Origin of the sequence: Thermogladius calderae 1633 (assembly GCF_000264495.1) — an archaeon.
Lineage (GTDB): Archaea > Thermoproteota > Thermoprotei_A > Sulfolobales > Desulfurococcaceae > Thermogladius > Thermogladius calderae.
Genome location: NC_017954.1, coordinates 169,206 through 192,543, shown reverse-complemented (window position 1 = coordinate 192,543; position 23,338 = coordinate 169,206). Strand labels below are relative to the sequence as shown.

General features: G+C 52.8%; 23 protein-coding genes. 17 read left to right on the top strand and 6 right to left on the bottom strand.

The window, feature by feature from the left end:
- Positions 1 to 38: 38 nt before the first annotated feature.
- Positions 39 to 1,202 (top strand): ABC transporter ATP-binding protein, encoded by a 1,164-nt coding sequence (locus TCELL_RS01065; protein WP_014736879.1) that lies wholly within the window; start codon positions 39 to 41, stop codon positions 1,200 to 1,202.
- A 4-nt stretch (positions 1,203 to 1,206) separates the two neighbouring features.
- On the opposite strand, the gene TCELL_RS01060 is transcribed toward TCELL_RS01065, so the two are convergent.
- The 5 genes from TCELL_RS01060 to TCELL_RS01040 form a co-directional block, all read right to left on the bottom strand.
- Complete coding sequence (locus TCELL_RS01060; RefSeq protein WP_014736878.1) at positions 1,207 to 2,073, bottom strand: ABC transporter permease subunit; 867 nt, start codon at positions 2,071 to 2,073, stop codon at positions 1,207 to 1,209.
- The gene (locus tag TCELL_RS01055) at positions 2,067 to 3,509 is read right to left on the bottom strand and encodes a carbohydrate ABC transporter permease (protein WP_014736877.1); all 1,443 of its coding nucleotides are present in this window, start codon (positions 3,507 to 3,509) and stop codon (positions 2,067 to 2,069) included. Before TCELL_RS01055 ends, TCELL_RS01060 begins: the two co-directional genes overlap by 7 nt.
- 33 nt (positions 3,510 to 3,542) lie before the next feature.
- Positions 3,543 to 5,096, bottom strand: coding sequence for an extracellular solute-binding protein (locus tag TCELL_RS01050; protein WP_014736876.1), 1,554 nt, complete (start codon positions 5,094 to 5,096; stop codon positions 3,543 to 3,545).
- A 70-nt stretch (positions 5,097 to 5,166) separates the two neighbouring features.
- Positions 5,167 to 7,284, bottom strand: a complete 2,118-nt coding sequence (locus tag TCELL_RS01045; protein ID WP_014736875.1) for a hypothetical protein — start codon at positions 7,282 to 7,284, stop codon at positions 5,167 to 5,169.
- The gene (locus TCELL_RS01040) at positions 7,281 to 7,610 is read right to left on the bottom strand and encodes a hypothetical protein (RefSeq protein ID WP_014736874.1); all 330 of its coding nucleotides are present in this window, start codon (positions 7,608 to 7,610) and stop codon (positions 7,281 to 7,283) included. Before TCELL_RS01040 ends, TCELL_RS01045 begins: the two co-directional genes overlap by 4 nt.
- Positions 7,611 to 7,715: 105 nt before the next feature.
- On the opposite strand from TCELL_RS01040, the gene TCELL_RS01035 reads away from it, so the two are divergent.
- The 16 genes from TCELL_RS01035 to TCELL_RS00965 all read left to right on the top strand — a co-directional run bounded on the left by TCELL_RS01035 (position 7,716) and on the right by TCELL_RS00965 (position 22,813).
- Positions 7,716 to 8,174, top strand: a complete 459-nt coding sequence (locus TCELL_RS01035) for a hypothetical protein (protein WP_162097818.1) — start codon at positions 7,716 to 7,718, stop codon at positions 8,172 to 8,174.
- 4 nt (positions 8,175 to 8,178) lie between these two features.
- Positions 8,179 to 8,589: a NifB/NifX family molybdenum-iron cluster-binding protein gene (locus tag TCELL_RS01030; protein ID WP_014736872.1), complete on the top strand. Its 411-nt coding sequence runs from the start codon at positions 8,179 to 8,181 to the stop codon at positions 8,587 to 8,589.
- A gap of 13 nt (positions 8,590 to 8,602) precedes the next feature.
- Positions 8,603 to 9,727 (top strand): glycosyltransferase, encoded by a 1,125-nt coding sequence (locus TCELL_RS01025; protein ID WP_014736871.1) that lies wholly within the window; start codon positions 8,603 to 8,605, stop codon positions 9,725 to 9,727.
- A gap of 127 nt (positions 9,728 to 9,854) precedes the next feature.
- Complete coding sequence (locus TCELL_RS07455; RefSeq protein ID WP_014736870.1) at positions 9,855 to 10,046, top strand: hypothetical protein; 192 nt, start codon at positions 9,855 to 9,857, stop codon at positions 10,044 to 10,046.
- 28 nt (positions 10,047 to 10,074) lie between these two features.
- Entirely contained in the window at positions 10,075 to 11,202 is a 1,128-nt protein-coding gene (locus tag TCELL_RS01020) for a glycosyltransferase family 4 protein (RefSeq protein ID WP_014736869.1), read from the top strand.
- 124 nt (positions 11,203 to 11,326) lie between these two features.
- Positions 11,327 to 11,989: a glycosyltransferase gene (locus TCELL_RS01015; RefSeq protein WP_083829943.1), complete on the top strand. Its 663-nt coding sequence runs from the start codon at positions 11,327 to 11,329 to the stop codon at positions 11,987 to 11,989.
- A 15-nt stretch (positions 11,990 to 12,004) separates the two neighbouring features.
- Positions 12,005 to 13,135, top strand: coding sequence for a glycosyltransferase family 4 protein (locus TCELL_RS01010; RefSeq protein ID WP_014736868.1), 1,131 nt, complete (start codon positions 12,005 to 12,007; stop codon positions 13,133 to 13,135).
- 64 nt (positions 13,136 to 13,199) lie between these two features.
- On the top strand, positions 13,200 to 14,213 hold the full coding sequence (locus TCELL_RS01005; protein ID WP_014736867.1) for a glycosyltransferase family 2 protein: 1,014 nt from the start codon (positions 13,200 to 13,202) through the stop codon (positions 14,211 to 14,213).
- Positions 14,210 to 15,250, top strand: coding sequence for a glycosyltransferase family 4 protein (locus TCELL_RS01000; protein ID WP_014736866.1), 1,041 nt, complete (start codon positions 14,210 to 14,212; stop codon positions 15,248 to 15,250). Before TCELL_RS01005 ends, TCELL_RS01000 begins: the two co-directional genes overlap by 4 nt.
- A gap of 22 nt (positions 15,251 to 15,272) precedes the next feature.
- Positions 15,273 to 16,850 carry a hypothetical protein gene (locus tag TCELL_RS00995; RefSeq protein ID WP_014736865.1) on the top strand — a complete coding sequence of 526 codons (1,578 nt, stop codon included), beginning with the start codon at positions 15,273 to 15,275 and terminating at the stop codon, positions 16,848 to 16,850.
- A gap of 86 nt (positions 16,851 to 16,936) precedes the next feature.
- A complete protein-coding gene (locus tag TCELL_RS00990; protein ID WP_238529067.1) occupies positions 16,937 to 17,776 on the top strand; it encodes a glycosyltransferase in 840 nt (279 codons plus the stop codon).
- Positions 17,764 to 18,708 (top strand): glycosyltransferase, encoded by a 945-nt coding sequence (locus TCELL_RS07280; RefSeq protein ID WP_014736863.1) that lies wholly within the window; start codon positions 17,764 to 17,766, stop codon positions 18,706 to 18,708. The genes TCELL_RS00990 and TCELL_RS07280 overlap by 13 nt, the downstream gene beginning before the upstream one ends.
- On the top strand, positions 18,705 to 19,694 hold the full coding sequence (locus tag TCELL_RS00980; RefSeq protein WP_014736862.1) for a glycosyltransferase: 990 nt from the start codon (positions 18,705 to 18,707) through the stop codon (positions 19,692 to 19,694). Before TCELL_RS07280 ends, TCELL_RS00980 begins: the two co-directional genes overlap by 4 nt.
- Before the next feature lie 150 nt (positions 19,695 to 19,844).
- A complete protein-coding gene (locus tag TCELL_RS00975; protein WP_014736861.1) occupies positions 19,845 to 20,447 on the top strand; it encodes a polysaccharide deacetylase family protein in 603 nt (200 codons plus the stop codon).
- Positions 20,448 to 20,957: 510 nt separating this feature from the next.
- On the top strand, positions 20,958 to 21,794 hold the full coding sequence (locus TCELL_RS00970; RefSeq protein ID WP_052307195.1) for an FkbM family methyltransferase: 837 nt from the start codon (positions 20,958 to 20,960) through the stop codon (positions 21,792 to 21,794).
- Complete coding sequence (locus tag TCELL_RS00965; RefSeq protein WP_014736859.1) at positions 21,791 to 22,813, top strand: glycosyltransferase; 1,023 nt, start codon at positions 21,791 to 21,793, stop codon at positions 22,811 to 22,813. The genes TCELL_RS00970 and TCELL_RS00965 overlap by 4 nt, the downstream gene beginning before the upstream one ends.
- A gap of 95 nt (positions 22,814 to 22,908) precedes the next feature.
- On the opposite strand, the gene TCELL_RS00960 is transcribed toward TCELL_RS00965, so the two are convergent.
- The gene (locus tag TCELL_RS00960; protein ID WP_052307194.1) at positions 22,909 to 23,337 is read right to left on the bottom strand and encodes a glycosyltransferase; all 429 of its coding nucleotides are present in this window, start codon (positions 23,335 to 23,337) and stop codon (positions 22,909 to 22,911) included.
- Position 23,338: the final 1 nt, after the last annotated feature.

Here is a 23,338-nt window from a genome sequence, read left to right as displayed (position 1 = left end):
ACCCGTTCACACAAATAATATGTGGGGGAGTGGTCTAGTTGGCTAGGGTTAGGCTCGTCAACGTCGTTAAAAGGTACGGGAGGGTCGTAGCGGTAGACCACGTCAACCTCGACATAGGGGACGGGGAGTTCTTCGCTCTACTCGGCCCGTCTGGTTGCGGTAAGACCACTACTCTGAGGATCATAGCCGGGCTCGAGACCCCCGACGAGGGGGAGGTCTACATAGACGACAGGCTCGTGAACGACGTACACCCCAGGGACAGAGACGTAGCCATGGTGTTCCAGAACTACGCTCTCTACCCCCACATGACTGTCTTCGACAACATAGCGTTCCCCCTGAGGGCTAGGAAGAAGCAACTCGGCTTGACCGAGGACGACATAAGGAGCCTCGTGGTCTCCGTAGCCGAGTTCCTGGGCATTAAAGAGCACCTGGAGAAGTACCCGTCGCAGTTGAGTGGAGGGCAGCAGCAGAGAGTGGCGCTGGCGAGAGCCCTGGTGAGGAAGCCCAAGGTCTGGCTCCTAGACGAGCCTCTCAGCAACCTGGACGCGAAGCTGAGAGTAGCCATGAGGACCGAGCTAAAGAAGATCCAGATGAAGCTGGGGATAACCACGGTCTACGTGACGCACGACCAGGTAGAGGCCATGAGCATGGCGGACAGGATAGCCGTAATGAACGCCGGTAGGGTCCTCCAAGTCGGGTCGCCGAGCGAGCTCTACCACAAGCCGGCCGACACCTTCGTGGCGACTTTCATAGGCTCCCCGCCGATGAACCTCCTCCCTTGTAGAGTGAGGGAGGCCGAGCCCGTGGAGTACGCGGTCCCCGAGGATCTGTCAGGTGGTGTGATGGGGTCTGGTAAGGTTAAGACGACCTTTAGACTAGAGTGCCCCGGCATCGCGCTACCTATCGAGCCGGGGATCGCCTCCAAGATAGCGGGCGTGGACGAGGTCTACGTAGGTATTAGGCCGGAGCACCTGGCCCTCTCGGGTAAGAGGGTGAGGGAGGTCGCGGTGACGGAGACGACGGTCGAGATGGTGGAGAACCTCGGCTCCGAGGCTATCGCTACGACGAGGCTAGGCGACGAGCTCGTCAAGGTGAAGTTGACAGGGGAGGCCAGGTTCAAGCCGGGCGACAAGGCGTACCTCTTAATCGACCCGAGGAGAGTGCTGGTATTCGATAAAAAAACGGGTAAGCTTATAGTCTAGTTTTTCAGCCTCGCACAGCCCCCATTCTCATCGCTTCGCCGATGTACCTCTGCGCCACTACGTAGATCACTATCGTGGGTATAGCGAAGAGTATGGCGTTAGCGGCGAACCTGGCCGGGAGCTCCAGCCCTCTGGCTCCGAAGGCGGTCTGGAAGATGTACTGCGCCAGCGTGCTGACGCCGAGGAAGTTAGCTAGGATGAACTCGCCCCAGGCGCTCATGAAAGCGAACAGGGTTATTATGATGATAGCCGACCTGGAGGCGGGCAGTATCACCCTGAACACGATCGTAGTCCAGCTCGCGCCGTCCATGAAGGCTGCCTCGTCCAGCTCCTTTGGTAGGCTGTCGAAGTAGGTCTTCAGTAACCAGGTCATGAAAGGTACCAGCCCGGAGCTGTAGATCACCGGGAGTACGAACATGTTCCCCAGCACCGGTACGCCCATGGCGTTGAGCCTCAGCAGGAATATGTACAGTGCCACCGTCGCCATGATGCCGAAGCCGCCGCCCACCTGGCTCATTATCAGGTAGACGTAGAGCAGGGAGTCCCTGCCCCAGAACCTGAACCTCGAGAACCCGTAGGCGGCGGGCGTGATTACGATGACCGATATCAGTATGGTGAGGAACGCTACGACGAGGCTCGTGACGAGAGACTTGACGAACTCCGGGTCCCTCAGGACTTGGACGTACCTCCATGGGTCTATCCCGTACTTCTCCAGCTGGCTGAGGCTGGTTAGGAATATCCCCTCCTTCCCCATGACCGACATGAGGAACGCGTAGGCTACTGGGTACAGTAGTATCGAGACTACCAGTACGCCGGCTACTGTCAAGGCCACTCTCAGCATTATGTTAGTGAATGTGATAGACCTCACCACCCTCTACCACCCCTCCTACTGTAGTAGAACCATAGAGCTACGTACGCGAGTATTATCAAGACCACGACCACGTACGTCGCCGCCGCGTAGCCGTACTGCTTGTCTATGGTCACCCTGTCGTAGCCGAAGAGTAGCAGAACCTCGTTCGCGTTCCCTGTTGCGGAGCCGAGGTAGGGGACGGTTATAGTCTTTGTGGGCCCGCCGCCGTTTATGAGCAGCGGTACCATGAAGGCCTGGAGAGAGGCGCCTGTTGTCAGTATAGTGGCTAGTACCAGGGGCCTGGATATCAGTGGTAGGACCACGTGCCTCACCCTGAAGAAGAGGCTGGCCCCGTCTATGTAGGATGCCTCGATCAAGTCCTTGGAGACGCCCGAGAGAGCCCCCATTGTCACGGTCATTATGAAGGGGTAGGCTAGCCAGGCCTCGAACAGGTTGTAGACTAGGAAGGCGTGCCACTCGTTGTTGTTTATGTCTAGGTGGAACGCCATGCCCAGTGGTCCGCTGGGATAGAATATGTACTTCCACATCATTCCAGATAGGAGTATCGGTAGAGCCCACGGCGTAAGGAGCAGGCCTCTCCACACCCTCCTACCGTAGACTAGCGGCGTGGAGTACAGGAAGGCCAGTAGTACTCCGACGGAGACCTTCAAGGGGACGCTCGTAGCCACGAAGAGGAGTGTCTTGTAGAGCGAGTAGACGAACCTGGGGTCCGTGAAGAGCTTCTGGAAGTTGCTCAAGCCCACGAAGTGCATCTCCACGCTGTACTTGTCGGCTTCTAGGCTCTTGATCACCGAGTTGAAGTAGCCCTTGTAGTCCGTCTCGATGGACTTGAAGTACGCCTCGCTAGCCGAGACGATGCTCAGGCCCATCGACGTCAAGTTGAGTATCCTGTTGGGGTCCTGTAGCGTGGGGAGGTAAGAGGAGAGCTCCATGAGCCTGGTCAGGTTGGACTCTACGGCAGAGCTGATAATGGTCTTGTCCGTGGGGTACCCCAAGGCCGTGCAGTTGAACGCCTTCTCGAAGTCGCTCAGTATACCCGGCAACATGTTCGCTTTGTTGTAGAGGTCTGAGACCGCCAGCTGGTACTCGAGGCTCGAGGGGCTTGTCCCGTTAGAGACCATGTTGTATATGTTCGCGAGGCTCTGGTTTATCGAGGTCAACAGCTCGTCCACGCGCTTGACCGCGTCGACGGCCCTCTCGACGTACGACGCGTTGTCTCTGAGGGCCTCCGCGCACGCTATGGCGTTGTTGATCGACCCGACTAGCTGGGGGTTCGGGGCTATGTTGACGTCGTTCGCGTTAGTGAAGGCTATCCCTATCGAGAACAGGATTGGCCATATAGAGAAGAACAGGTAGAGGGCTATACTCGCGACAACGAGAGAGTAGGCTACTCTCCTAGGGTAGAGCACCTCGGCCCTTGTCTTGCGAGAGGGCATCTGGACCCCCCGATGGGAAGTTGGGGAAAAAAGCTATGTGGTCAACGTAGACAGGGCCTGCATTATTTCGGCGTAGGCCTGGTCTAGCTGCGGCCCGACCTTTGCTACGGCTGCCTGTATAGCCTCGCTCTGCGGCTTACCGGCGCTCATAGCATCAGTGTACGCGTTTATAATGGCGTTCAGGTAGGTGCCCACGTTCCACACGACGTCCATCTTGGGCGAGTTCGGCATCGGGGTACTGTTGATTACCGCCTGAGCGAAGCCGTAGACGATGGGGTACTTGTCCTTGTTGGCCTCGAGGTACTGTAGAACGCTCAGTTTGACGGGGACGTAGCCGTTCTCGACCATGAGAGTCTTGACGTCGTCGTCGTTGAGCCCGACGTAGAGGGTAAAGAGTATAGAAGCTAGTACCCTGTTCTTACCGCCCTGCTCGGCCAGGGCCGTTATGTACATGTTCCTGAAGCCGCTGAACGGCTTCGGTATGTACTTGGTGTTGTTTATGATGATCGGCGGTATGGCCTCGACGATCACGTTGTTAAGACCGATGGTCTGGTTTATGCCGGCCAGGTTCCAGGGTCCTGTTATGATCATTGGGGCCTTCTCAGTGAAGAACAGGTTGGGCTGAGCGGGTGCGTCCAGTGCCTGGTAGTAGAGGTAGGGCAGTATGTTCTCGATGAAGAATATCAGGCCCTCTCTCGTCTGCGTCGAGTTGACACCTATGGTGTCGGTCAACTGGTCGTACCAGTACCCTCCGAACGCTGTTATCCACGGGTATATGTGGTAGGGGTCTATCTGGTACGCCAGCCCGTACTTCTCCTGGCCTGGGTTGTAGAACTGCTGCATAATGGCCTTCATCTCGTCGAAGGTGGTCGGGGGCGTCGAGACCATCCTCTTGTTTATGATCAGGGCTATGGCCTCGCCAGCGTAGGGTACGCCGTACATCTTGAGCTTGTACGTTACGGCTGTAGCCGCCACGGGTAGGAGCTGGGCCCTGATGTCCTGGATCGACTCGGGCGGCAGGTACTTGTCCAGGGCGACTATCCTACCAGCGTCGGCGAAGCTGCCTATCCAGTCGTGGGCCCACGTGAACACGTCTGGGCCAGCGCCCGGCTGCCCCACGGCCACGGCGGCTATCACAGCGGACTTCAGGGAGTTCATGTCGGCGTAGGGCTTAACTGTGACCTTGATGCACGGGTACTCCCTCATGAAGTCCTGGATAACCTTGTTGAAGGCGGGTATCTCGTTGCTGGCCAGGGCGTGGCCGAATATTATCTCGACGCTGCCGGCCGGTATACTCCCGGACTTGCACGCGGCGACGAAGTTTGCCAGGTCGCTGGAAACCCTGATAGTGGTGTTGCCTATGGTGAGGGTTGGAACGGACGGCGTCGTGGTCGTCGTAGTGGTGGTCGTAGTAGTAGTCGTGGTAGTTGTCGTCGCGGGCGGGGTGGTCGTGGGTGGCGCTGAGGGTTTAGAAGTCGCGAAGTACATCGCCACGCCTATCGCTGCTAGGACGATTACGATAACGATCAGTACGGCCTGTACCTTCGTTAACGCGTACATAGCCCACTCGCCAATATATAAAATCATTACACGCAATTATTTAAACGTGTTTGGTCGGCGCGCGAGGGGGCGCCCGCAGGCTCCTTGACTTAGATGTTTAAATAACGTAAAGGAGTACTAGGCCGCTGACCACTCCCGGGGTCGCTTCATCAACCGGTTTAACCACTAGGGCGTAGAACCCTCTCTCGAGCCACGCCGGGAGCTGGAGGCTGTTGAGGCCCGGGCTCAGAACAAAGCTCAGTACAGGGCTGGAACTAGTGTCGTAGACCAAGACCCCGTTGCTTTGCCGCAGTCTCACTAGTAGCGCCTGGAGGCTGGCGTTGTACGTGTTGACAAGCGTCACGTTGTAGCCCCTGTAAGCGTAGGCGTACAACGTCTGCTCGTACCCCCCGTACGATAGTGCTACCGGGGACCTGGCGGGGGAGACGAGCATCCTCAACGTAGCTGAGCCGTTGTAGAGTGAGAGGGCTAGAGGGGCGGGTGGTGCGGGGGAGGCGAGCCTCACGGCGTAGGCGGTCAAGTTGAAGTACAGCGGGTTTCCAGTAGTAGACGGCACGCCGCTCCCAGCGCACGTCAGGTTCCAGGTGGACTCCACGGGCGCTCGCGCGAGCGTGTCCAGCAGTATGAGGTCGCGGGTCGGTGCGTAGAGGACCGTGGAGGCCCCGTACCCGAGCTCTACTTGGACGCCCCCAGCCACGCTGACGTTGACGAGGGCCCTCGGAGTCAAGTAGTCCGATACCACCTTGTAGCCCAGCGTGTACCACGACTTCTGGAGGAGGGGTGGGGGGCTGTAGTCGACGAGCCTCTCTAAGGTCGCGTTGAAGGACTCGGGGACGGGGGCGGCGACGTAGGGGGGTGGGGCCACGGTGAGGGTGTCGAGTACTAGGGTCACGGCTACGCTGGCTACGGACACCGGGTCTGTGAGCGGTGGGAACAAGTAGGTGCCCGCCGCTAGGACTACAAGGTAGTCGCTCGTGGTGAAGACACCCGCCGCGTTAGCCGCGTAGAAGGGCCCGTCCGAGAGCGCGGATATCACGGTCGCGTTGGTGAAGGAGTAAAGCCTGGTGGAGTTGAAGCCCCCCGACACCCCTGTCTTGACCACGTAGGCGATGAAGCTGGCGTTCGAGGTGAAGGTGGAGTAGGGGGCTAGTACTAGGGGGACGAGGGCGGAGGGGCCGAGGTAGTCGTTTAGCACAGCGTCGCAGACGTTAGTGCCGGGGACGTAGAAGGGGACGCTCACAGTGGGTTTCGGAGGGAAGGCTATTCCGGGTAAGCGGACCTCGACAGAGGCGGTCCCGTTTAGTAGCAGTGCGTAGGGGCCGGCGGGCTTGAACCTGAGGGCCACGTAGAAGGACGCCAGGGGTATTGTTGTGCCCGACTCCAGGCTGGGGTACCAGTAGTACACGTAGCCCTTGCTGAGGCCGTATACCTCGATGTAGAGGTCGACGGGGTAGCCTCCCAGGTCCAGCCTCTTGTAGTAGAAGACCTTGTCGAAGAAGCCGGCCTCCTGGAGGGAGCAGGGGATGACTACCCAGCCGCTATAGTCGATATACACCGCGGGGCAGGCGTAGGGCCAGCTAGGTTGGCCTCCTATAGCCAGTTCCAAGGTCAGCTCCGTGCCGAGCTTGACCTTCGTGTAGTTGAGGGGGCTGGAGCCCGAGAGCACCAGTAGGGGCGAGTTGCTCAGGGGGTCGTAGACCTCTCTGAGGCCCGCGGCAGCCCTCACCAGGGGGGCCGCACCCCTCAGGGCGTCCACGACGTCCTGGTCTATGAACGCCTTCCCCGCCAGGGCGGGGTTGAGGGGGGCGAGTAGGGGGTCTCTACCAGGCGTGTAGGCGTAGGTGACGCCGTTCCCCGTCACCAGGACGGGCCTGAAAACCTCCCCGCTGTAGCCGCGTACAAGGGTTAGCAGCGTCGAGTTGAGGACCGGCAGGTCCAGCTCCCTCACGTCCACGGCCCCGTTCGAGTACTCCAGTAAGAGGTACTTGAGGGTGAAGGGCCTGAGGGGCGTGACGTTAAGGTAGAGGGTGTCCCCGGACAGGGCGAGCGTCATCAGGGGCGGGCTCGAGGCCTCCCCCAGCGCGTCCCCCGCTCTACTGGCGGCGTAGTCGAAGGTGTTCGAGAACTCCCACAGCTTACCGGCTACCGCCAGGCCCACGACCACCATCGCTATGAGGGCGAGGTAGAGGCCCACCACTGTGCTGACCGCTCTCAAGGCGACGCCACCAGGGCCCCTCTACTCGTCTCGAGCACGAGCCTCCCGTCGCTGCTGGGGGCCCTCACGAGCACCCCGTCCACCAGCCTGTCCACGAGTGTCCACGACCCGTTGACGTAGGCCTCGACCCCGCTCTTCAGCGAGGCGGGGCATCCCTGGTAGTAGGCGTACACGTAGCCGCCGCTGTAGGCCACGTAGGCGAGCCTCCCGCACTGGTACTCCACCCCGCTGAGAGCCCCCTCGGCGTTGATGACCGAGGCCAGCACGAGCCCGAAGCCCGCGAGCGTAGCGAGGAGGGCTAGAGAGGCGGCGACGAACTCCTCCACTAGACCACCCTACCCTAAGGCCGGCTGTTGAGGGGGCCGGTGGGGCGAAAGTTAGGGGGCCCCCCGCTTCCAGTGAAAGCTTTTTATCTCGCCGCCTCCATCAAGATGTCTTGCCTGGTGTCCTACCTCATGACACTCGTGGCGGAGGGCCTTCTGAAGAGGGCGGTCGAGGGCCTCAGTAGGGAGGTGGAGTATAGGGCTAGAGAGGTTGTGGCGAGGGTTCTGCTGCCGGAGAGAGTGGACGGCTCCGTGGTCGAGAAGTACTTCAGGAAGGCCCTCCGCCACGGCGCCTGGAGGAGGCTGCCGGCGCATAGCCGGGGCCTCCTGCTAGCCCTGAGGAGGTGGGGGGTGGTCAAGTCCCCCACGCTCAGGGCGGTCCTGAGGGAGGTCTTCCTCGAGATAGAGCTCTACACGCTCAGGGGTAGGGCCCTCTTCTACGGGGCTATAGTCGCCTTGGCCGAGGGCTGGGGCAGGCTGGGGGAGCTGGTGTCCAAGGCCTCGAGGCTGCTAACCCTGGGCATATTCTACCTCAACCTACCCACCGTCTACAGGTTCTACGGGTAGGGGTATGAGGTTCGCCTCGCCTGTAGTCAAGACCGGCAGGGGGCTGCTCCTGTCCCCGCACTTCGGGAGAGCGAGGCACTTCGCGGTGGTGGAGGTCGGCGAGGGGGGCTACAGGGTAGTCGAGGTCTTCGAGAACCCGGGGCTGGGGAGGGAGGGGTACGGGAGGGCTAGGGCCATAGTCGAGGAGCTGGCGAGGAGGGGCGTCGACGCGGTCGTCGTCAGCGAGGTGGGCCCCGGCGCGTTCAGCCTCCTGAGGGAGAGGGGCTTCAGGGTGCTAGCCCCTAGGCGGGCACCCGGCAGGCTGCTGTCGATCGAGGAGGTGGCCGAGGCCGTGGGGAGGGGGGAGGTGGTGGAGCTGGAGGCCCCCAACGAGGAGCACGGGGAGAGCGCTGGGGGCCGCGGGGGCGAGGGGTAGCCCGCGGGAGTCCATGGGGCTGGTAGACGCCCTCGGCGCGGCGGGCCTTGCCCTCTCCCTGGCCCACTTCGCCTTCCCCCTGGCCTACTACGCCTACCTGAAGGCGAGGTGGCTCGGCCGGCCATGGGGCCTGAGGCTTGACCCGGGCTACAGGCCCCGGGTGACGGTCGTCGTCCCGACGTACATGGAGAGGGGGTTGATAGAGGGCAAGCTGGAGAACGTCTACGAGCAGGACTACCCGAGGGAGCTGCTGGAGGTGCTGGTGGTCGACGGCGCGAGCGGCGACGGGACCGCGGAGGCCGCTAGGGAGTGGGCTGGGAGGCACGGGGACCTGAGGGTGGAGGTGGTGGTCGAGCCCGCCAGGAGGGGGAAGGCCCCCGCCCTCAACGAGGCTCTGAGGCGGGCTAGGGGCGAGGTCGTGGTGGTGACGGACGCGGACTCCCTCTGGCCGAGGAGCGCTCTGAGCGAGGCCGTGAAGTGGCTGTCGGACGAGAGGGTGGCCGCGGTTTCCTGCCTCAAGCTGCCGGGGGGCGGAACTGTGCCCGGGGTGGAGGAGGCCTACAGGGGCTTCTACAACACCGTCAGGCTCGCGGAGAGCAAGGCCTGGTCAACCCCCGTCTTCCACGGGGAGCTCGCGGCGTTCAAGAGGGGGTTTCTCGAGGAGATCGGCGGGTTCCCCACGGACGTCGGCGCGGACGACAGCTACACGGCGGTAGCGGCCGCCCTCGCGGGGCTGAGGGCGATAACGCCCGACGGCCTCGCCTGCGTGGAGTACGTCCCGGGGAGGGGCTACGCGGCCTGGAGGACCAGGAGGGCCCAGCACCTGGTGCAGAGCTTCGCCAAGGCGTTGAGGCGGCTGAGGGGCTCGAGGGCCCCGGGGCGCTTCAAGGCGGTGCTCCTAGCGGAGGCCTACCTCCACCTGGTGAACCCCTGGCTACTCCTCTCGGCAGCAGCGCTGCTCGCAGCATCGGCGGCAGCGGGCATGGTACTCCCCGCGGCCGCGCTGGCACTGGGGGCACTACTACTCCTCTACAAGCCCTACAGGGCGTGGGTTGCGACACAAGCCTTCCTAGTAATAGCGATGGTCAGAAACCTGTGGACCAAGGAGCTAGTGTGGAGAAAGCAGGGAAAGTCGTGAAACACTTAACCCGGTTAGCTATACTACTAAACACGGTTCGACAGCAACCCCTATTCAGGAGACTGAAGCTGCTACTGGGTGTACAGCCACAGTCGGGTACCATGCACGCGAGTATACGAAGAACGATGTGGAGGAACTACTCGCCGCAAACGGCTTCGAGATAGTCAGAAGCTACTACTCGACAGTAAATGATCTAGCGTACGTTGACGCCAAGGGACTCAGGCAACACCTGTCAGTAGCCGAAGTGGGAGGAGCACTAGGAGTAGAACCCGAAGGGCTAGCACACCTAGTCAAACTACTCTCAAAATACCATCACTAGCAAGGAGAATCGTAGTATTAGCGAGGAAATGAAGATAGTCTACGTAGCGCCCTTCTACCACCCCGTGGTCGGCGGTGTCGAGGACGTGGTTAAGCACGTAGCCGAGTACATGGCCGGCAGAGGCCACGAGGTCTATGTGGTGACTTACAATAGGCTTAGAGTAGGCGGCATCGGTTTACTGCCTAGGGAGGAGGTTATAAACGGCGTCAAGGTAATCAGGCTTAAGCCAGCTATAACATGGAGCCACGGCTCGTACAGCCCGGAACTACCCCAAATAATAAAGGCGCTAAAGCCCGACATTGTCCACGTACACGTCTGGAGGCACCCACACGTGTTCCAAGTAGCCAAGCTAAGGAGGGAAATGGGGTTCAAAGCGGTGCTGCACGGCCACGCACCATTCCACAAACTCGACCAACTAGGCGTAGCCACCTGGGCGTACCACAGGCTGGCGGACACGTTTGGCAGAAACTACCTGAGGACCTACGACAAGTACATAGCGCTGACTAGGCACGAAGCAAACATTGTCAAGGGACTAGGCCTCGATGAAGGGAAGATTGAGGTCATACCAAACGGCGTCGAGGAGGACAGATGCGACGTTAATAGTAGCGCCAAGGATGAGAACCGGGTCCTCTACCTGGGTAGGATAAGCAAGTCGAAGAACATAACCCTACTCCTCAAGGCGATGAAGTACGTGATCAGGGAGGTGAGGGGCGCTAAGCTAACCCTCGCCGGGCCAGACGAAGACCTAATCCACGGCATGCTAAACTATGCAGAGAGGCACGGCATAAGCGTGCAGTACTTGGGCGAGGTAAGTGAGGAGCTGAAACACAGACTATACCTTGAAAGCGCGGTCTACGCACTACCATCGCTGTACGAGCCGTTTGGAATAACGCTACTTGAGGCTGGGATCCACGGAACACCATCAATAATAACGGGGAACGGTGGGCAAGTGGAAGCCTCACCACCAAATCTGGCGAGCTTATGGGCGGAGCCCAAGCCAGAGAAGTACGGAGAAGCCATAACCACACTACTAACCGACGAGGAACTAAGGAAGAGGCTCGGCGGTCAAGCCAGGGAATGGGCGCAAAAACACGTGTGGAACAAAATACTGCCTAAGTACGAAGAACTCTACAGTAAGCTTATCAGCAATGGATAGACTAACCGTATTCCTACTGCATGCACTATCTGGACGTTTATTACTTGAATTAAGGGAGATGAACTTGAAAATCAATAGGGCACTTCACGAGATAAGGGATGCCTTAGAGGGGAAAGTGTAACCAATAAGTGCTAAAAGATTACCCCTAGTCACAATCTGTATACCAACAAGAAATGAGGAACGGTACATAGGGCAGGCACTCTTTGCAATACAGAGAATTAATATATATCCCAGATATGAAGTCATCGTAGTTGATAATTTATCGAGTGATAGGACAAGAGATATAGCAAAAACGTTCGGCGCAAAAATTATTGAAAATACTCACGTAGGTAAATTAGGCCTATCCAGGCACATGTGCTCGCTGGAGGCGAGAGGCGAAATAATAGCACAAATTGATGCGGATACTGTATTAACACCACTTTTACTTTATAAAACAGCGATCAACTTAATGAAACAAAAGCTTGGTATCTATCATGTTTCGCATTATTACTATGATGCTAATGCTCTGTATAATTTAGCAGCTCATTACTACGATAAATACTTCAGAAAACCGCATAAAACGACAGGACACTTCATAGCCTACACTCGAGAATTATATGATTACGTCCAATTTGATATAAATGCAGCATTAGCGACGGAAGACTACAAATTCGGCGAAGACGCCTATAGGAGATTTGGTTCAAAGATTTTCAAGTTCGATATAAACGAGACAGTACTAGTGAGCGCCAGAGGCTACAAGCGTAGAGGACTACTAAGGGAGCTCAACTATCTTCTAAGAGAAGCATAAAGTGTATAAAACACTATGAAGATAATCCACGTTCACCATCACTACTGGCCCGTGATTGGTGGCTTGGAAAACGTGGTCAAGGCGCTGGCTGAGGGCATGGCTAGGCTCGGCCACGAGGTTCACGTGGTGACAAGCACCTATGGTGCTGAGGGTAGGCCTAGGGAGGAGGTTATTAACGGTGTCCATATTCATAGGGTTAAGTCAATTAGGCTAGGTTACCCAGACTTAACCTACCCACTGGAGGTGCCTAGGGGCATTTTGAGGGATGCAGATGTTGTTCATGGGCATAGCCAGAACAGCCTATTTACAGTCGAGATGATTAGGGAAGCCAAGAGGCTTGGTGCCAGGACCGTGATTCACTTCATGGCTGTTGACTCGTTTAACGACCACCCAAGTAGGTTAATTAGATTATTGGCACCATACTACGGCAGGTGGAGTGTCAGGAAGGCTATTGAGGCTAGTGACGTTAGGCTTGTTAAAAGCTTCAGGGACATGGAGATATTAAGGAATAGGTACGGCATAGAGGCAGAGTATGTGCCTGACGGCGTTGATGAGGGGCTCCTCAGGAAGCCTAACATGGCTGTGGAGTTTAGGCGAAAATTTGGTATACAGGGCCCCTTAATAGTCTACGTGGGGAGGCTCCATAAGCTAAAAGGCATTGACGTGCTCATAAGGGCCTTGGCAATAGCCACCAAGAAGGAGCCCAGTCTGAAGGCGGTTATAGCGGGGCCAGGTGACCAAAGGCCATATAGGGAACTAGCCGATAAGCTCGGCATTAGCGATAAAGTCTTATTCACGGGCTTTGTCGATGAAGATACTAAGGTCGGGGCCATCGATGCATCAATAGCCCTAACCCTACCAAGCGTGAGCGATCATGTTGAGGTCTTCTCTCTAGCAATAACGGAGGCGTGGGCTAGGGAAAAACCAGTAATAGCATCAGCGGTGGGCGAAATACCGTATAGGGTTAAGCACATGGTTAACGGGCTTCTAGTACCGCCCGGAGACCCCAAAGCGCTTGCTGAAGCTATGATAGCATTAGTGCAAGATAGGGAGTTAAGTGTAAGGTTGGGGATGGAGGGTAGGAAATCAGTGTTTACCTGGGATGAGATAGTGAGTAAGCTACTAAACATTTACACAGCTAGGTGACCGTTGGGTTTCGGGTCTAAGTTTAATAGTAGGGATTCTTTAGGAGTGTTGTGCTCTCTCATCAATGAGTCCGTTCATTAGTGTTATCATCACTGCTTATAATAGGCGTGAGTTCCTTAAACATGCTGTTAGGTCTGTTCTTAATCAGACCCTAGATAAAGGTCTTTATGAAATAATTGTGGTTAAGAATTTCAAAGATCCCGAAGTCGATAGATTAATCGAGCAAAGCAGGGGTAAGGTAATCGAGCTTGATGCCGCATCAATAGGCTTAAAACTTGCGAGAGGTATTGAAGAAGCGGAGGGCGAGGTTGTCGCATTTCTTGAGGATGACGATATTTACATGCCAACTAAGCTTGTTCGCATTTATGATGTGTTCTCTAATGATGAGAAACTGATTTACTTTCACCATAATGTGGCCGCAATTGACAAGAATGGAAAGCCCATATTTGATAAACTGATTGAGCATTCAAACGTTAACGAGTTCGTCAGGGCGGAGTCTGCCAATGAGAAGAAAGCGATATTCGCTAAGTATGGTTGGTCACTAGGCCTTAGGAATAGTTCAATGGCTGTTAGGAGGGATTTCATTAAGAGATTTGTTAATGTGATCAGGCTTTTTCCGGATGCCGTCGATGTACTACTTTACCTGCTGGCCCTTTCGAGCGAGGGGACAATCCTGCACAGCCCGGAGAGGCTAACGCTGTTTAGACTAAGTAGTACAAGCGCTAGTAGTGTCCGCTTTGTCGAAGATCCTGAGACACGCTTTAGGCGTGCTGTGAAGAACTCCATTAGGCACGCACTAGCTAGGCATGCCTTAGTCGTAACAGCCGGGTTACTGGATAAGTGGTTAGCAAAATATACCAACTACGACGAGGCATCGATTATAGGAGGAGTCTTTAGCGATTGGGGTGCGTGGTTGGTAAAGCCGTTGACTAACTATATAATTGGTAATAGGCCCTCAGCTAGGTATTTAGGGACAGCCATTTTTGGCCTCACGTACTTGTTAAACCCCACACTCGCGAAGAGACTGATATATTACTACTACACTAAGTTTAGTCATATTTCTTTCTCGTGGTCATGATAAGGGTTTTGATGGGACTCGGTTACTACGAGGTCGGCGGGTTTAAGACGGTAGTCGATAACTTGAGCAAGTACCTGCCTAGGTATGGTGTTGAGGTTACGGTGGCGACCAGGGTTATCAGGGCTGAACCATCAGACTATGTCAACCTAGTTAAGCTCACGCCTAGGGAGTTCTTACGGGAGGCTAAGCACTTTGATATAATTCACATACATCAATCGTATCCATACCTGAGTATAGTTGCTAAGGCTAGGTTAACTAATGTAGTATTTACATCTCATGGTTTCCCACCAATATGGGTTGTCCCTGGTGTATTTAATAAACTAATTCATATATACATAAATAATATAGGCTATAAATTAATCTTTAGAAAGTACAAACCAGTGACCACAGCAATAAGTATGTATGTGCGGAATCAGCTTAAAAATATGTATAACCTTAATTCAATACTGATACCGAATGGTATCGACTTAACGTTATTTAAACCGAGTAAAGATACTAAGAAACCTGGATACCCAACTATAATCAATATTACCTCGTATAATAGGTTTAAAGGTTCAGATATATTACTCAGGTCATTTATGGCCATTAAACGGAAGTATCCAGAGGCTAAGTTAATAGTTAGGAATCTATCTAAGGCTGAGAGACTACCGAATAGCGTAAAGAAAGATGTAATAGACCTAGATTTCCTACCCTATGAAGAGTTACCTAAATGGTATGCCAATGCTGATGTCTATCTGCTAACATCAAGGTGGGAAAGCTTTGGATTACCAATACTTGAAGCCTTTGCCTCAGGAATACCGGTAATAGCATGGGATAGGGATGATGCTAGGAGGGAGCACATAATTAATTCAGGGGCAGGGCTGTTCTTCAGGGATTCAAAGTCCTTGCTTGAGGCTGTTGATGAGATTTTGAGGAATTGGCAGGAGTACTCCAGGAAGGGCATTAACTACGCCCAAAGATTTGGCTGGGACTCAGTGGCTAGAGAGTACGTGAAGCTCTACGAGGAGGTGCTCAGTAACGAGGATACTAAGCAGTAAACCGGCGATCCTCGACGCCCTATTGGTAGGAATTGCCATAGCGCTTACTTTAGCGTCAATAAAGTCATTATCCGCGTTAAGTATTGACGTTGTTACGCAGAGCCCCTTCTTCCTATACGGAGACCCGATATATGTATTATCACTCATCGCGATCTCACTAATACTGGTACTGCTGTGTTACAGAGATGTTTTTACGGAAACCGTAGTCCTAATATTACTTCTATGGTTCCTTGTCCTCGATACACCATACATAATCTACGTGAGTTCCATGCCCCTATACAACGACCAGCTGGGGTTCGTGGCAGAAGCCCTTAGCGGCTTGATTACTGGCCATGTTGAACCGATACAGGGTGAACCGTCATCGCTAGGTCACGCGTACTTCACTACAGTTCTCACCTCGGTGATGGGGCTTAAACCGTTCTGGGGTGTTGTGACTGTCCAGTCCGCACTACCGATTCTATACGTAACCCCATTACTGGCACTACGCCGTAGGACCACGTGGGACCTAATTATAGTGGCATTAATCGTTCTCGGTTCAATGCTTAACCCGATACTATACGGTAGAACCCCGTTCGCGTGGGCTTACCTAGTACTCTTTACGGTGTTCCTCTATAATAGGTTGCGGGGCCATGACAGCCGGCGCGGTATCTCTGTAACAAGCGCCGTGGTTATCCTCGTAGTATTCCTCGCCTATTTAATATCCGACCCGACGTCTCTCATGGCACCTATTATGCTCATGGTAGTCGCGGTATTCGGCAGGGGATTCCTAGTCACAGCAATTGTAGCATTAACGACGTGGTTCACTGTTAACCTGATCCTATACATATCGGGTAGCATGGCATCCCTTATAATGCAGTTGATGGCTATGTTAGAGTCGCCAGTAAACCCCGTACCCTCATTAGTAGTGCCAGCCGTAAACCCCGTAATGAAGATTTACAACTACGTAAGGGAGTTAACCGTGTTTTTAGGCTTTTTATTGGGCCTTGCGTCGTCTCTAGTATATTTGACACACCTTGCTAGGGCTAGGCAAAGAAGCTTCAATGCTGATGCACGTCCATGGGTGCTACTCTACTTCTTGCTTGCGGCTTTGCAGGCTATGGCATTGGTTATGAGTAGGTGGGGCATGGTACCATATACACTCTATGTACTATCTGCACTACCCGTGTTAGTGATAATGGGGATGCAAGGTAAGTGGTTTAGGATGTTTGCGACAGTCATTGGTATTTTACTGATTGCATTGTCACCAGCGGTTAAGTGGGGCTTTTCACCAATAGCCTTCCCCACTGTTCACGACATTGCCGAGGCGTCATTCATAGCGACGCACGTGAGCTCTAACACAGCAATATGCGCCTCCGGCGTTCACGAGCTCCTCTGGTTCTATTACTGGCTGTACGGCGTTAATGCACCGATTACGTACTTAAGCCCCGTGATAACGCCGAGCGAGGTATCGGCCTGCAGTTACGTAGCTATATTCTATAGGGCGATGAACACGTACAGGCTGGACATGTCGATTAACCAGTTAATGGACGAAATCGATCACTTAAACACGCATTTCAGTATTGTGTATAAGGATGGTATTTGGGGATTATGGCTAAGATAACCTATGTGACACTAGGTCCACAGCCACACTTAGGTCACTTGGATTGGCTCAGGGCAATGAGGAGGTTGGGGCACGATGTGAGGGTAATGACGCTAAGGAGGCCTTTTGGAAAAATCACCGGCGATGTCCTGATAACCGAGGGGGTCAGGCCAACGGCAATTGGGAGACTCCTCGCTGTGACCCATAGGTGCTGGTCGGCGATAGCGGCGTCGCCATCAATACTCAGCCCACCCGTGAACACGCTGTACTCAGCGCCGGATCTGGTGATTGCAGTGTCAAGCCTGGTCAAGGACTTAATCACGAACAAGTCCCTAATCCTTCACCCGAGACCCCCAGAGCTCGACACTTTGCTTAAATTCCCTATTGACAGCAAAATGCCCTGGGTATGCTACAGCGGTGTTTTCATACCCATAAAGGGTGTTCACAAGATACCGGAAATAGCCAGGGACGTCGTAGGGGAACTGCGCAGAGAAGTGAAGTTCATACTCGCTGGGGGCTCTCAGAGAGACACACTAGGCAGCTACATTATTAAGAAGGCCCATGGGTACGGTATCAGCGATAACATAAAGATCGTTGGTCGATTGCCCAGGAGCGACCTCCTTAGATTGTTGAGCAAGTGTAGCGTCTACATACAGCCCTCGCTCTTTGACGCGTTCTCGATCGCCGCAGTTGAAGCCGCGGCTCTCGGCTCCGTACCCGTGGTGACCAAGTACGTGGGTAGTAAAGACGTAATAACAAAGGTCGATGCCAACCTAGTGACGGACCTCAACCCTAAATCTATGGCTAAGATAATAATAGAACTTCTCAACAACGACTTATTACTAAGGGACTTAGGTAGGGTTGTTAGGAAGGTCATAGGCGAATACTTATCCAGGTCTAACATAGTAAGGCAGGTCTCGTCTTTAATTATACAATGCCTAGAATAGCCTTCCTGGTTAAGCCGGGGCCCATCAGCCACTTGAAAATAGCCAGGGCATTAGCAAACACGTTGGGCGTAGATATAGTTAGGAGGATAAGCGGCAACTCGCATTACGACATTATTGTAGCACTTGACTCGACACCGAAGTACTTACTTGATTTCGTTAGGTCTAAGTTACGGTGTGTCCGAGTTGTCGCTTATATGCATGACGTTAGATCGATAAGCCATAGCGAACTGACAGCCTGGGACGCTGGGAGGAGACCGCTTGAGCAGAGATTGAGGAGGTTAGTATCGCTGAGTGCGGTTAAGCCCTTTGTGGATCTTTTCCTATCACCAACTAATGCGGTGGCACAGACAGTTAGCGAGTACACGGGTGTAAAGCCGTGTGTTGTACATCACTGCGTAGACACCGGAGTTTATCACCCACGTGACTGTGAACGTAAAGGGCTCACAATCTTAACGGTGGCATCTAAGAGGCATATTGTCCTCAATTCGCTGGCCGTGTTTTCGAGAGTTAGTAAGGAACTGAACGTAAAACTCGTCATTAGAGGTCCCTGCCCACCACATGCATCGCTTGTAAAGGATGTGTTGTGCTTACCCCACCTCACCGAATCGGAACTGGCCAGGTTATATTCGTGCGCCGACTTATTTCTATACCCATCTCTACATGAGGGTTTCGCACTCCCAGTCCTGGAGGCGATGGCTAGTGGATTGCCTGTAGTGGCGTTCGCCGAGCCGTCAATAATGGAGGTTGTGGGCGATGCCGCTGTGTTAGTGGCCCCAACGACGATCGATACTATGGTTGACGCTGTTAAAGCGGTACTGACTACCGAGGAGCTACGGGCTAGGCTTAGCAGGGCTGGTATTGAGAGGGCGAGGGAGTTTACATGCGTGAAGAGCGCCTTAGAACTGCTTAACTGCCTAAAACTCCTGCAATGATCTGTGCAGTAATTAGGCACCCAAGCCTTAAGGAAGGGCAGACCGCCTTAGCTAGGGGCTTTCTCGAGGTCCTTAGGCTCATCTATAACAATGTTCACGTGATAGACACAGCTCGGGTAAAGGCGCCAAAACAACTCTTCTACCTACTAGAAAGTGCTAAGGTCCTCGTGAATTCCTGCGACACGGTGCATTTACTCAATGTTAACAAGCCGCTGATAACGTTCATGAACACGTTCACCAATAAGGAATCGATCACTTACCAATTCTCACACTTGCTAACAATACATAGCTTCTGGAGGTTGAAGAAGACGGCGATAGAGCGCGGTTCCAGAGTTGTGGTTGGTACGTCGCGGCGTATAGCAGGGCTGTTCAATAACGGGGTTTTTACGTACCCGCCCGTTGATACCGAGCTCTTCAGGCCCAGGGATAGGGATTGGGCTAGGGGCTTGTTCGATTTGCCCCGGGATAGACCTATCGTTGGTTACGTAGGCGATGTGGATGTTAAGCGGGGCTTCGATATCGTGGTTAGGACCGCCCTTAAACTGGCTAAGTATGGCGTAAAGACCGTGGTAACATCACTAAGGGTCGATAACGCTACACCCGAGCTAGTTAGGGACTTAAGGAGGGCTGTTAAGGATGGGGCACTAATAGTCCTAGGACGCGAGGTGCCTGTTTGGTACCTCTACAATGCCGTGGACGCGCTCCTACTGCCAATACGTGGCGACTACCCAACTGAACCACCAATGACGCTTATTGAGGCTTTAGCCTCCGGGACCCCAGTAATAGGCGGTGATAGTCCGAGCATGGCGGACTACAGAGATTTATACGTGGTGGTTAGAGATAAGCAGGACTACGCAGATTTTGTTCTAGAAACACTCAATAATAAAGACGTACACGAGAACCTCGCGATGAAAAGTAGGGAATTCGCCATCAATAACCTTAGCTATAATGCCGTGGCTTATAAATTGAGCAAGTACTTACTTTGATTAATAACCATCATAAATAATCATGAGGCTAACCTATACGTAGTTAAGCAACACAGATTACGGATGTTTGCGATATGTAATAAGATATGATGCCACAAATAAAGCCCGGTGTTGAATTTAATAATTGATTGAGGAATTTGACGTCTGTGTATGGTGCTTGTTGGTTTAACGTTTGATGACGGTTTTGTGGAGCAGTTACAAATTGCCAGATACCTGGCCAAGCGCGGCATTAGAGCCACGTTCTTCGTAATAACTGGGCTTAGGGAGTACATGGGGCATGAGTTAATGGGTCCAGCCCGGTGGAGAGAGTTGGCGTGGTTGGGGCATGAGGTTGGTAGCCACACTGTGACCCACATAGACATGGTTAAGTCTAGCGAGGATTTGATCGCGAGAGAATTAGTGGAGTCAAAGAAGAAGATCGAGGATGCAATAGGCAACGAGGTCGTGAGCTTTGCCTACCCATACGGACCGCACAGCGAAAAAGCAGCCAAACTTGCCAGGTCTATCTATAGGGTTGTTAGGACCACGTACATAGGCCCAGCCAGTAGGTACCAACTATTTGATGAGCACGGTTGTGTAATAGCCTTTAACCTAAGGCTTTTAAATATGCATGAGTTGCCAAGGCTAGTGCGCAACTTTGATAGGTTTATTCTCTACACGCATTCGCCGTCAGTCTTTAAATTAAGCATTATTGTAAATGCCTTACGAGTGCTAAACGCTCGATTCATGACACTGAGTGAAATGATACAGTGAATATACGGTTTCTTATTATGAGGGTAAACGTATTATAATAAGTCTTTAGGAAGAAGGCAGTGATAGAGGGCCCTTGAGAGCCTTAGCTGTGGTACCCCCATAGTAATGAGTGACCTGCCGCCGACAGAGTGGTTCCTAAGAGACATGAGCAACTCCGGTGTGGGTACTGGGCTTAGGTTTAGGCCCGGCAATCCTCGGGATTTAGCCGATAAGATACAGTTATTATACAGTATTTGGAGGTACGAGGAACGTGCCTATTTAAGCTCTGTGCAATTAAGTAGGCATATAGCGGAAATTTATGATACGAGGAAGGTAGTACCATTATATGTTGACATGGTTAAGACGATCGCGTACGAATAGTACGAGAATTAGGAATTTAACTAAGGCAATGCGAATAAGCGTAGTTTCGCCCTATACCTGCCCACAAGGCGAGTAGTCAAAGATTTAATTAGTTATGTCTCAAAACTTCAAATCATGTTAAAGTCTAGAATACCAGGATTTAAGAGGTTCTTGGCTGTCGTTAAGTCAAGGAACATCATTAAGAATTGGCTTACGGCGTCGATATTGTACTTACTTGGAAGGGACCGTATAAGAGTTAGGTGTTTAAGTGGTGAGGCGTATCTTCCGCGGGATATCTATGGAAGGGTTGTGAGGGGATATTTTCAGGGGTTTATTTACCAATTTGATTGCAACGGTAACGAATTTTTAATAAACGGGCAGAAAATCAGGATTAATCGGTTGGGCAACTGCTTTGATTTGTTCATTGCTAAGTTTAAAAGGGAATTACCGTCAATCAAAGAGATCTTCATAACTAGGGTTTATGAAAAGCTCAACGTCGCTGGCAGGGTTGTCGTTGACGTTGGCGCTTTTGTTGGCGATTCAGCCATATACTTCGCCGTGAGGGGTGCTGAGAAAGTTATTGCCATCGAGCCTCATCCGGGAGCTTACCAAGAGATGCTCGAGAACATTAGGCTAAATAACATGGAAGACAAAATAATACCAATAAACGCGGGACTGGCGAGCAGAACGGGTTGGATTAAAATAAGTCGTGTTGACGTAGATAGTACTGCGACGACATTATATAAAATCGACAATTTTGGCAATGTTATGACCGTAACATTAGGCGAGATCATCAATAAATACAGTATCCCTAACAACGCTGTTCTAAAGATGGATTGTGAGGGTTGCGAGTATGACGTTATACTCAATGATTATGAGCATGTCAAGTTATTTGGTGAAGTCATCCTTGAGTATCATGGCAATTTAATGCCATTATTAAATACTATGAAGAGAGACTATGATTGCTCAGTATTTGATAAGATACTGTATTGTAGGCGTAGGTTATGAGCGGGCAAAAGAAATCCGTAGTTACTATTGTGCTTGATGCCATATCTTGGGTTATGGTTAAGAAGGACCCTGTATGTATTCCCTACGAGTTCTCTAGGCTCGGTTTTAGGAGTGTTTTGATTACTGGTAGGGCTTTGGTTAGGGTTCCCGGTGTTGAGGTTTACGAGCTCGGTCTCATCAGCCATAGGTGTGGTTTAATACCACTCTATGTCTGTAATATACTGAATAGTTTGGCGTCCTCCCTTTACCATGGCCTTAAGTTAGTAAGGCTGTTGGTGAGGATTAGGCCTTACCTTGTGCTTACCTATTACTACCCGTCGCTTTTACCGCTACTCTCACTCCTCAGTAGGCTCCTTAAGTTTCGTGTCGTTGTCAAGATGGATTGGGATGGGATTATTCGTGGCAGCTACGTTAAGAGACTCGCGAGGGGCTTGTCATCGGCGTTGTTTTCTAAGTTTGCCGATTTAGTGATTATTGAGAGTTATGAGGCCTTACTGAATGCGGCCAGGTCCGTGCCCAGCCTTTACTCTAAACTTAGGGTTGTGTATAATGGTTACTGCGATGAGCTTTTGAAGCCGGCTAATGTTCCGCGCGAGCCTATTGTGCTTACTGTGGCTAGGGTTGAGCCGGTCAAGGGCGTTCACGACCTCATAACCGCCTTCGCCAAAGTGGCAAATAAGCATCCTCAGTGGAAGTTGAGGATTGTTGGTCCAGTAACCAACAGAGAGTACTTCAGCAAGCTTGTGAATTTAGTTAACGGGTTAGGGCTCAATGGTAGGGTTGATTTTGTCGGTCCTATCAGCGACTCTCAATTGGTTGAGGAGTATTCGAGGGCCTCTATATTCGTACTTCCATCATACATGGAAAGCTCTGGTATAGCTAGGGTTGAGGACATGTCCTTTGGCCTGCCGGTAATCACCTCGGAGACCGGCGGTTCCGAGGTTGTTAGGGGCGTTGGGATAATTATAAAACCTGGCGATGTAGACGGCTTGACACGGGCACTGGAGATTATCGTCTAGGTATAGGAATGTTTCATCTATAAATGGCTTACCGTTGGGCATGGATTTCTTCACGGCTTCGGCTCTAATCACCATATATGCTCCATCGGCATATGTTACGTACTGCTCTTTACTATTGCAGGACAATCACCTACTGTTAAACCATTGCAAATACTTCCTAAGACTAATACTTCATCTATCCAGCCACCGGTTGAGTATAAGTTTTTGTCTAGGTAGTATAATAGTCCGCTTGCTGCTACCTTCTCGTCTTCATCCATGTGCTCTATTACTTTTCTTAGTGATCCTGGTTCTGCCACTAGGTCGTTGTTTAGGAGCGTGAAGTACCTGGCATCCAGGTTCCTCACATCCCAACCAACATTCATACCACCAGCATAGCCAAGATTCTCATCATTACGGACGAACTTAACCCTAACGTTACTTGACCTACGCTCCTTGACGAATTTCCCAATACGCTCAAAACCGCCATCCGTAGAGATACTATCAACAACGATAACCTCAAAACAATCAAAGTCCAGACTAAGCACG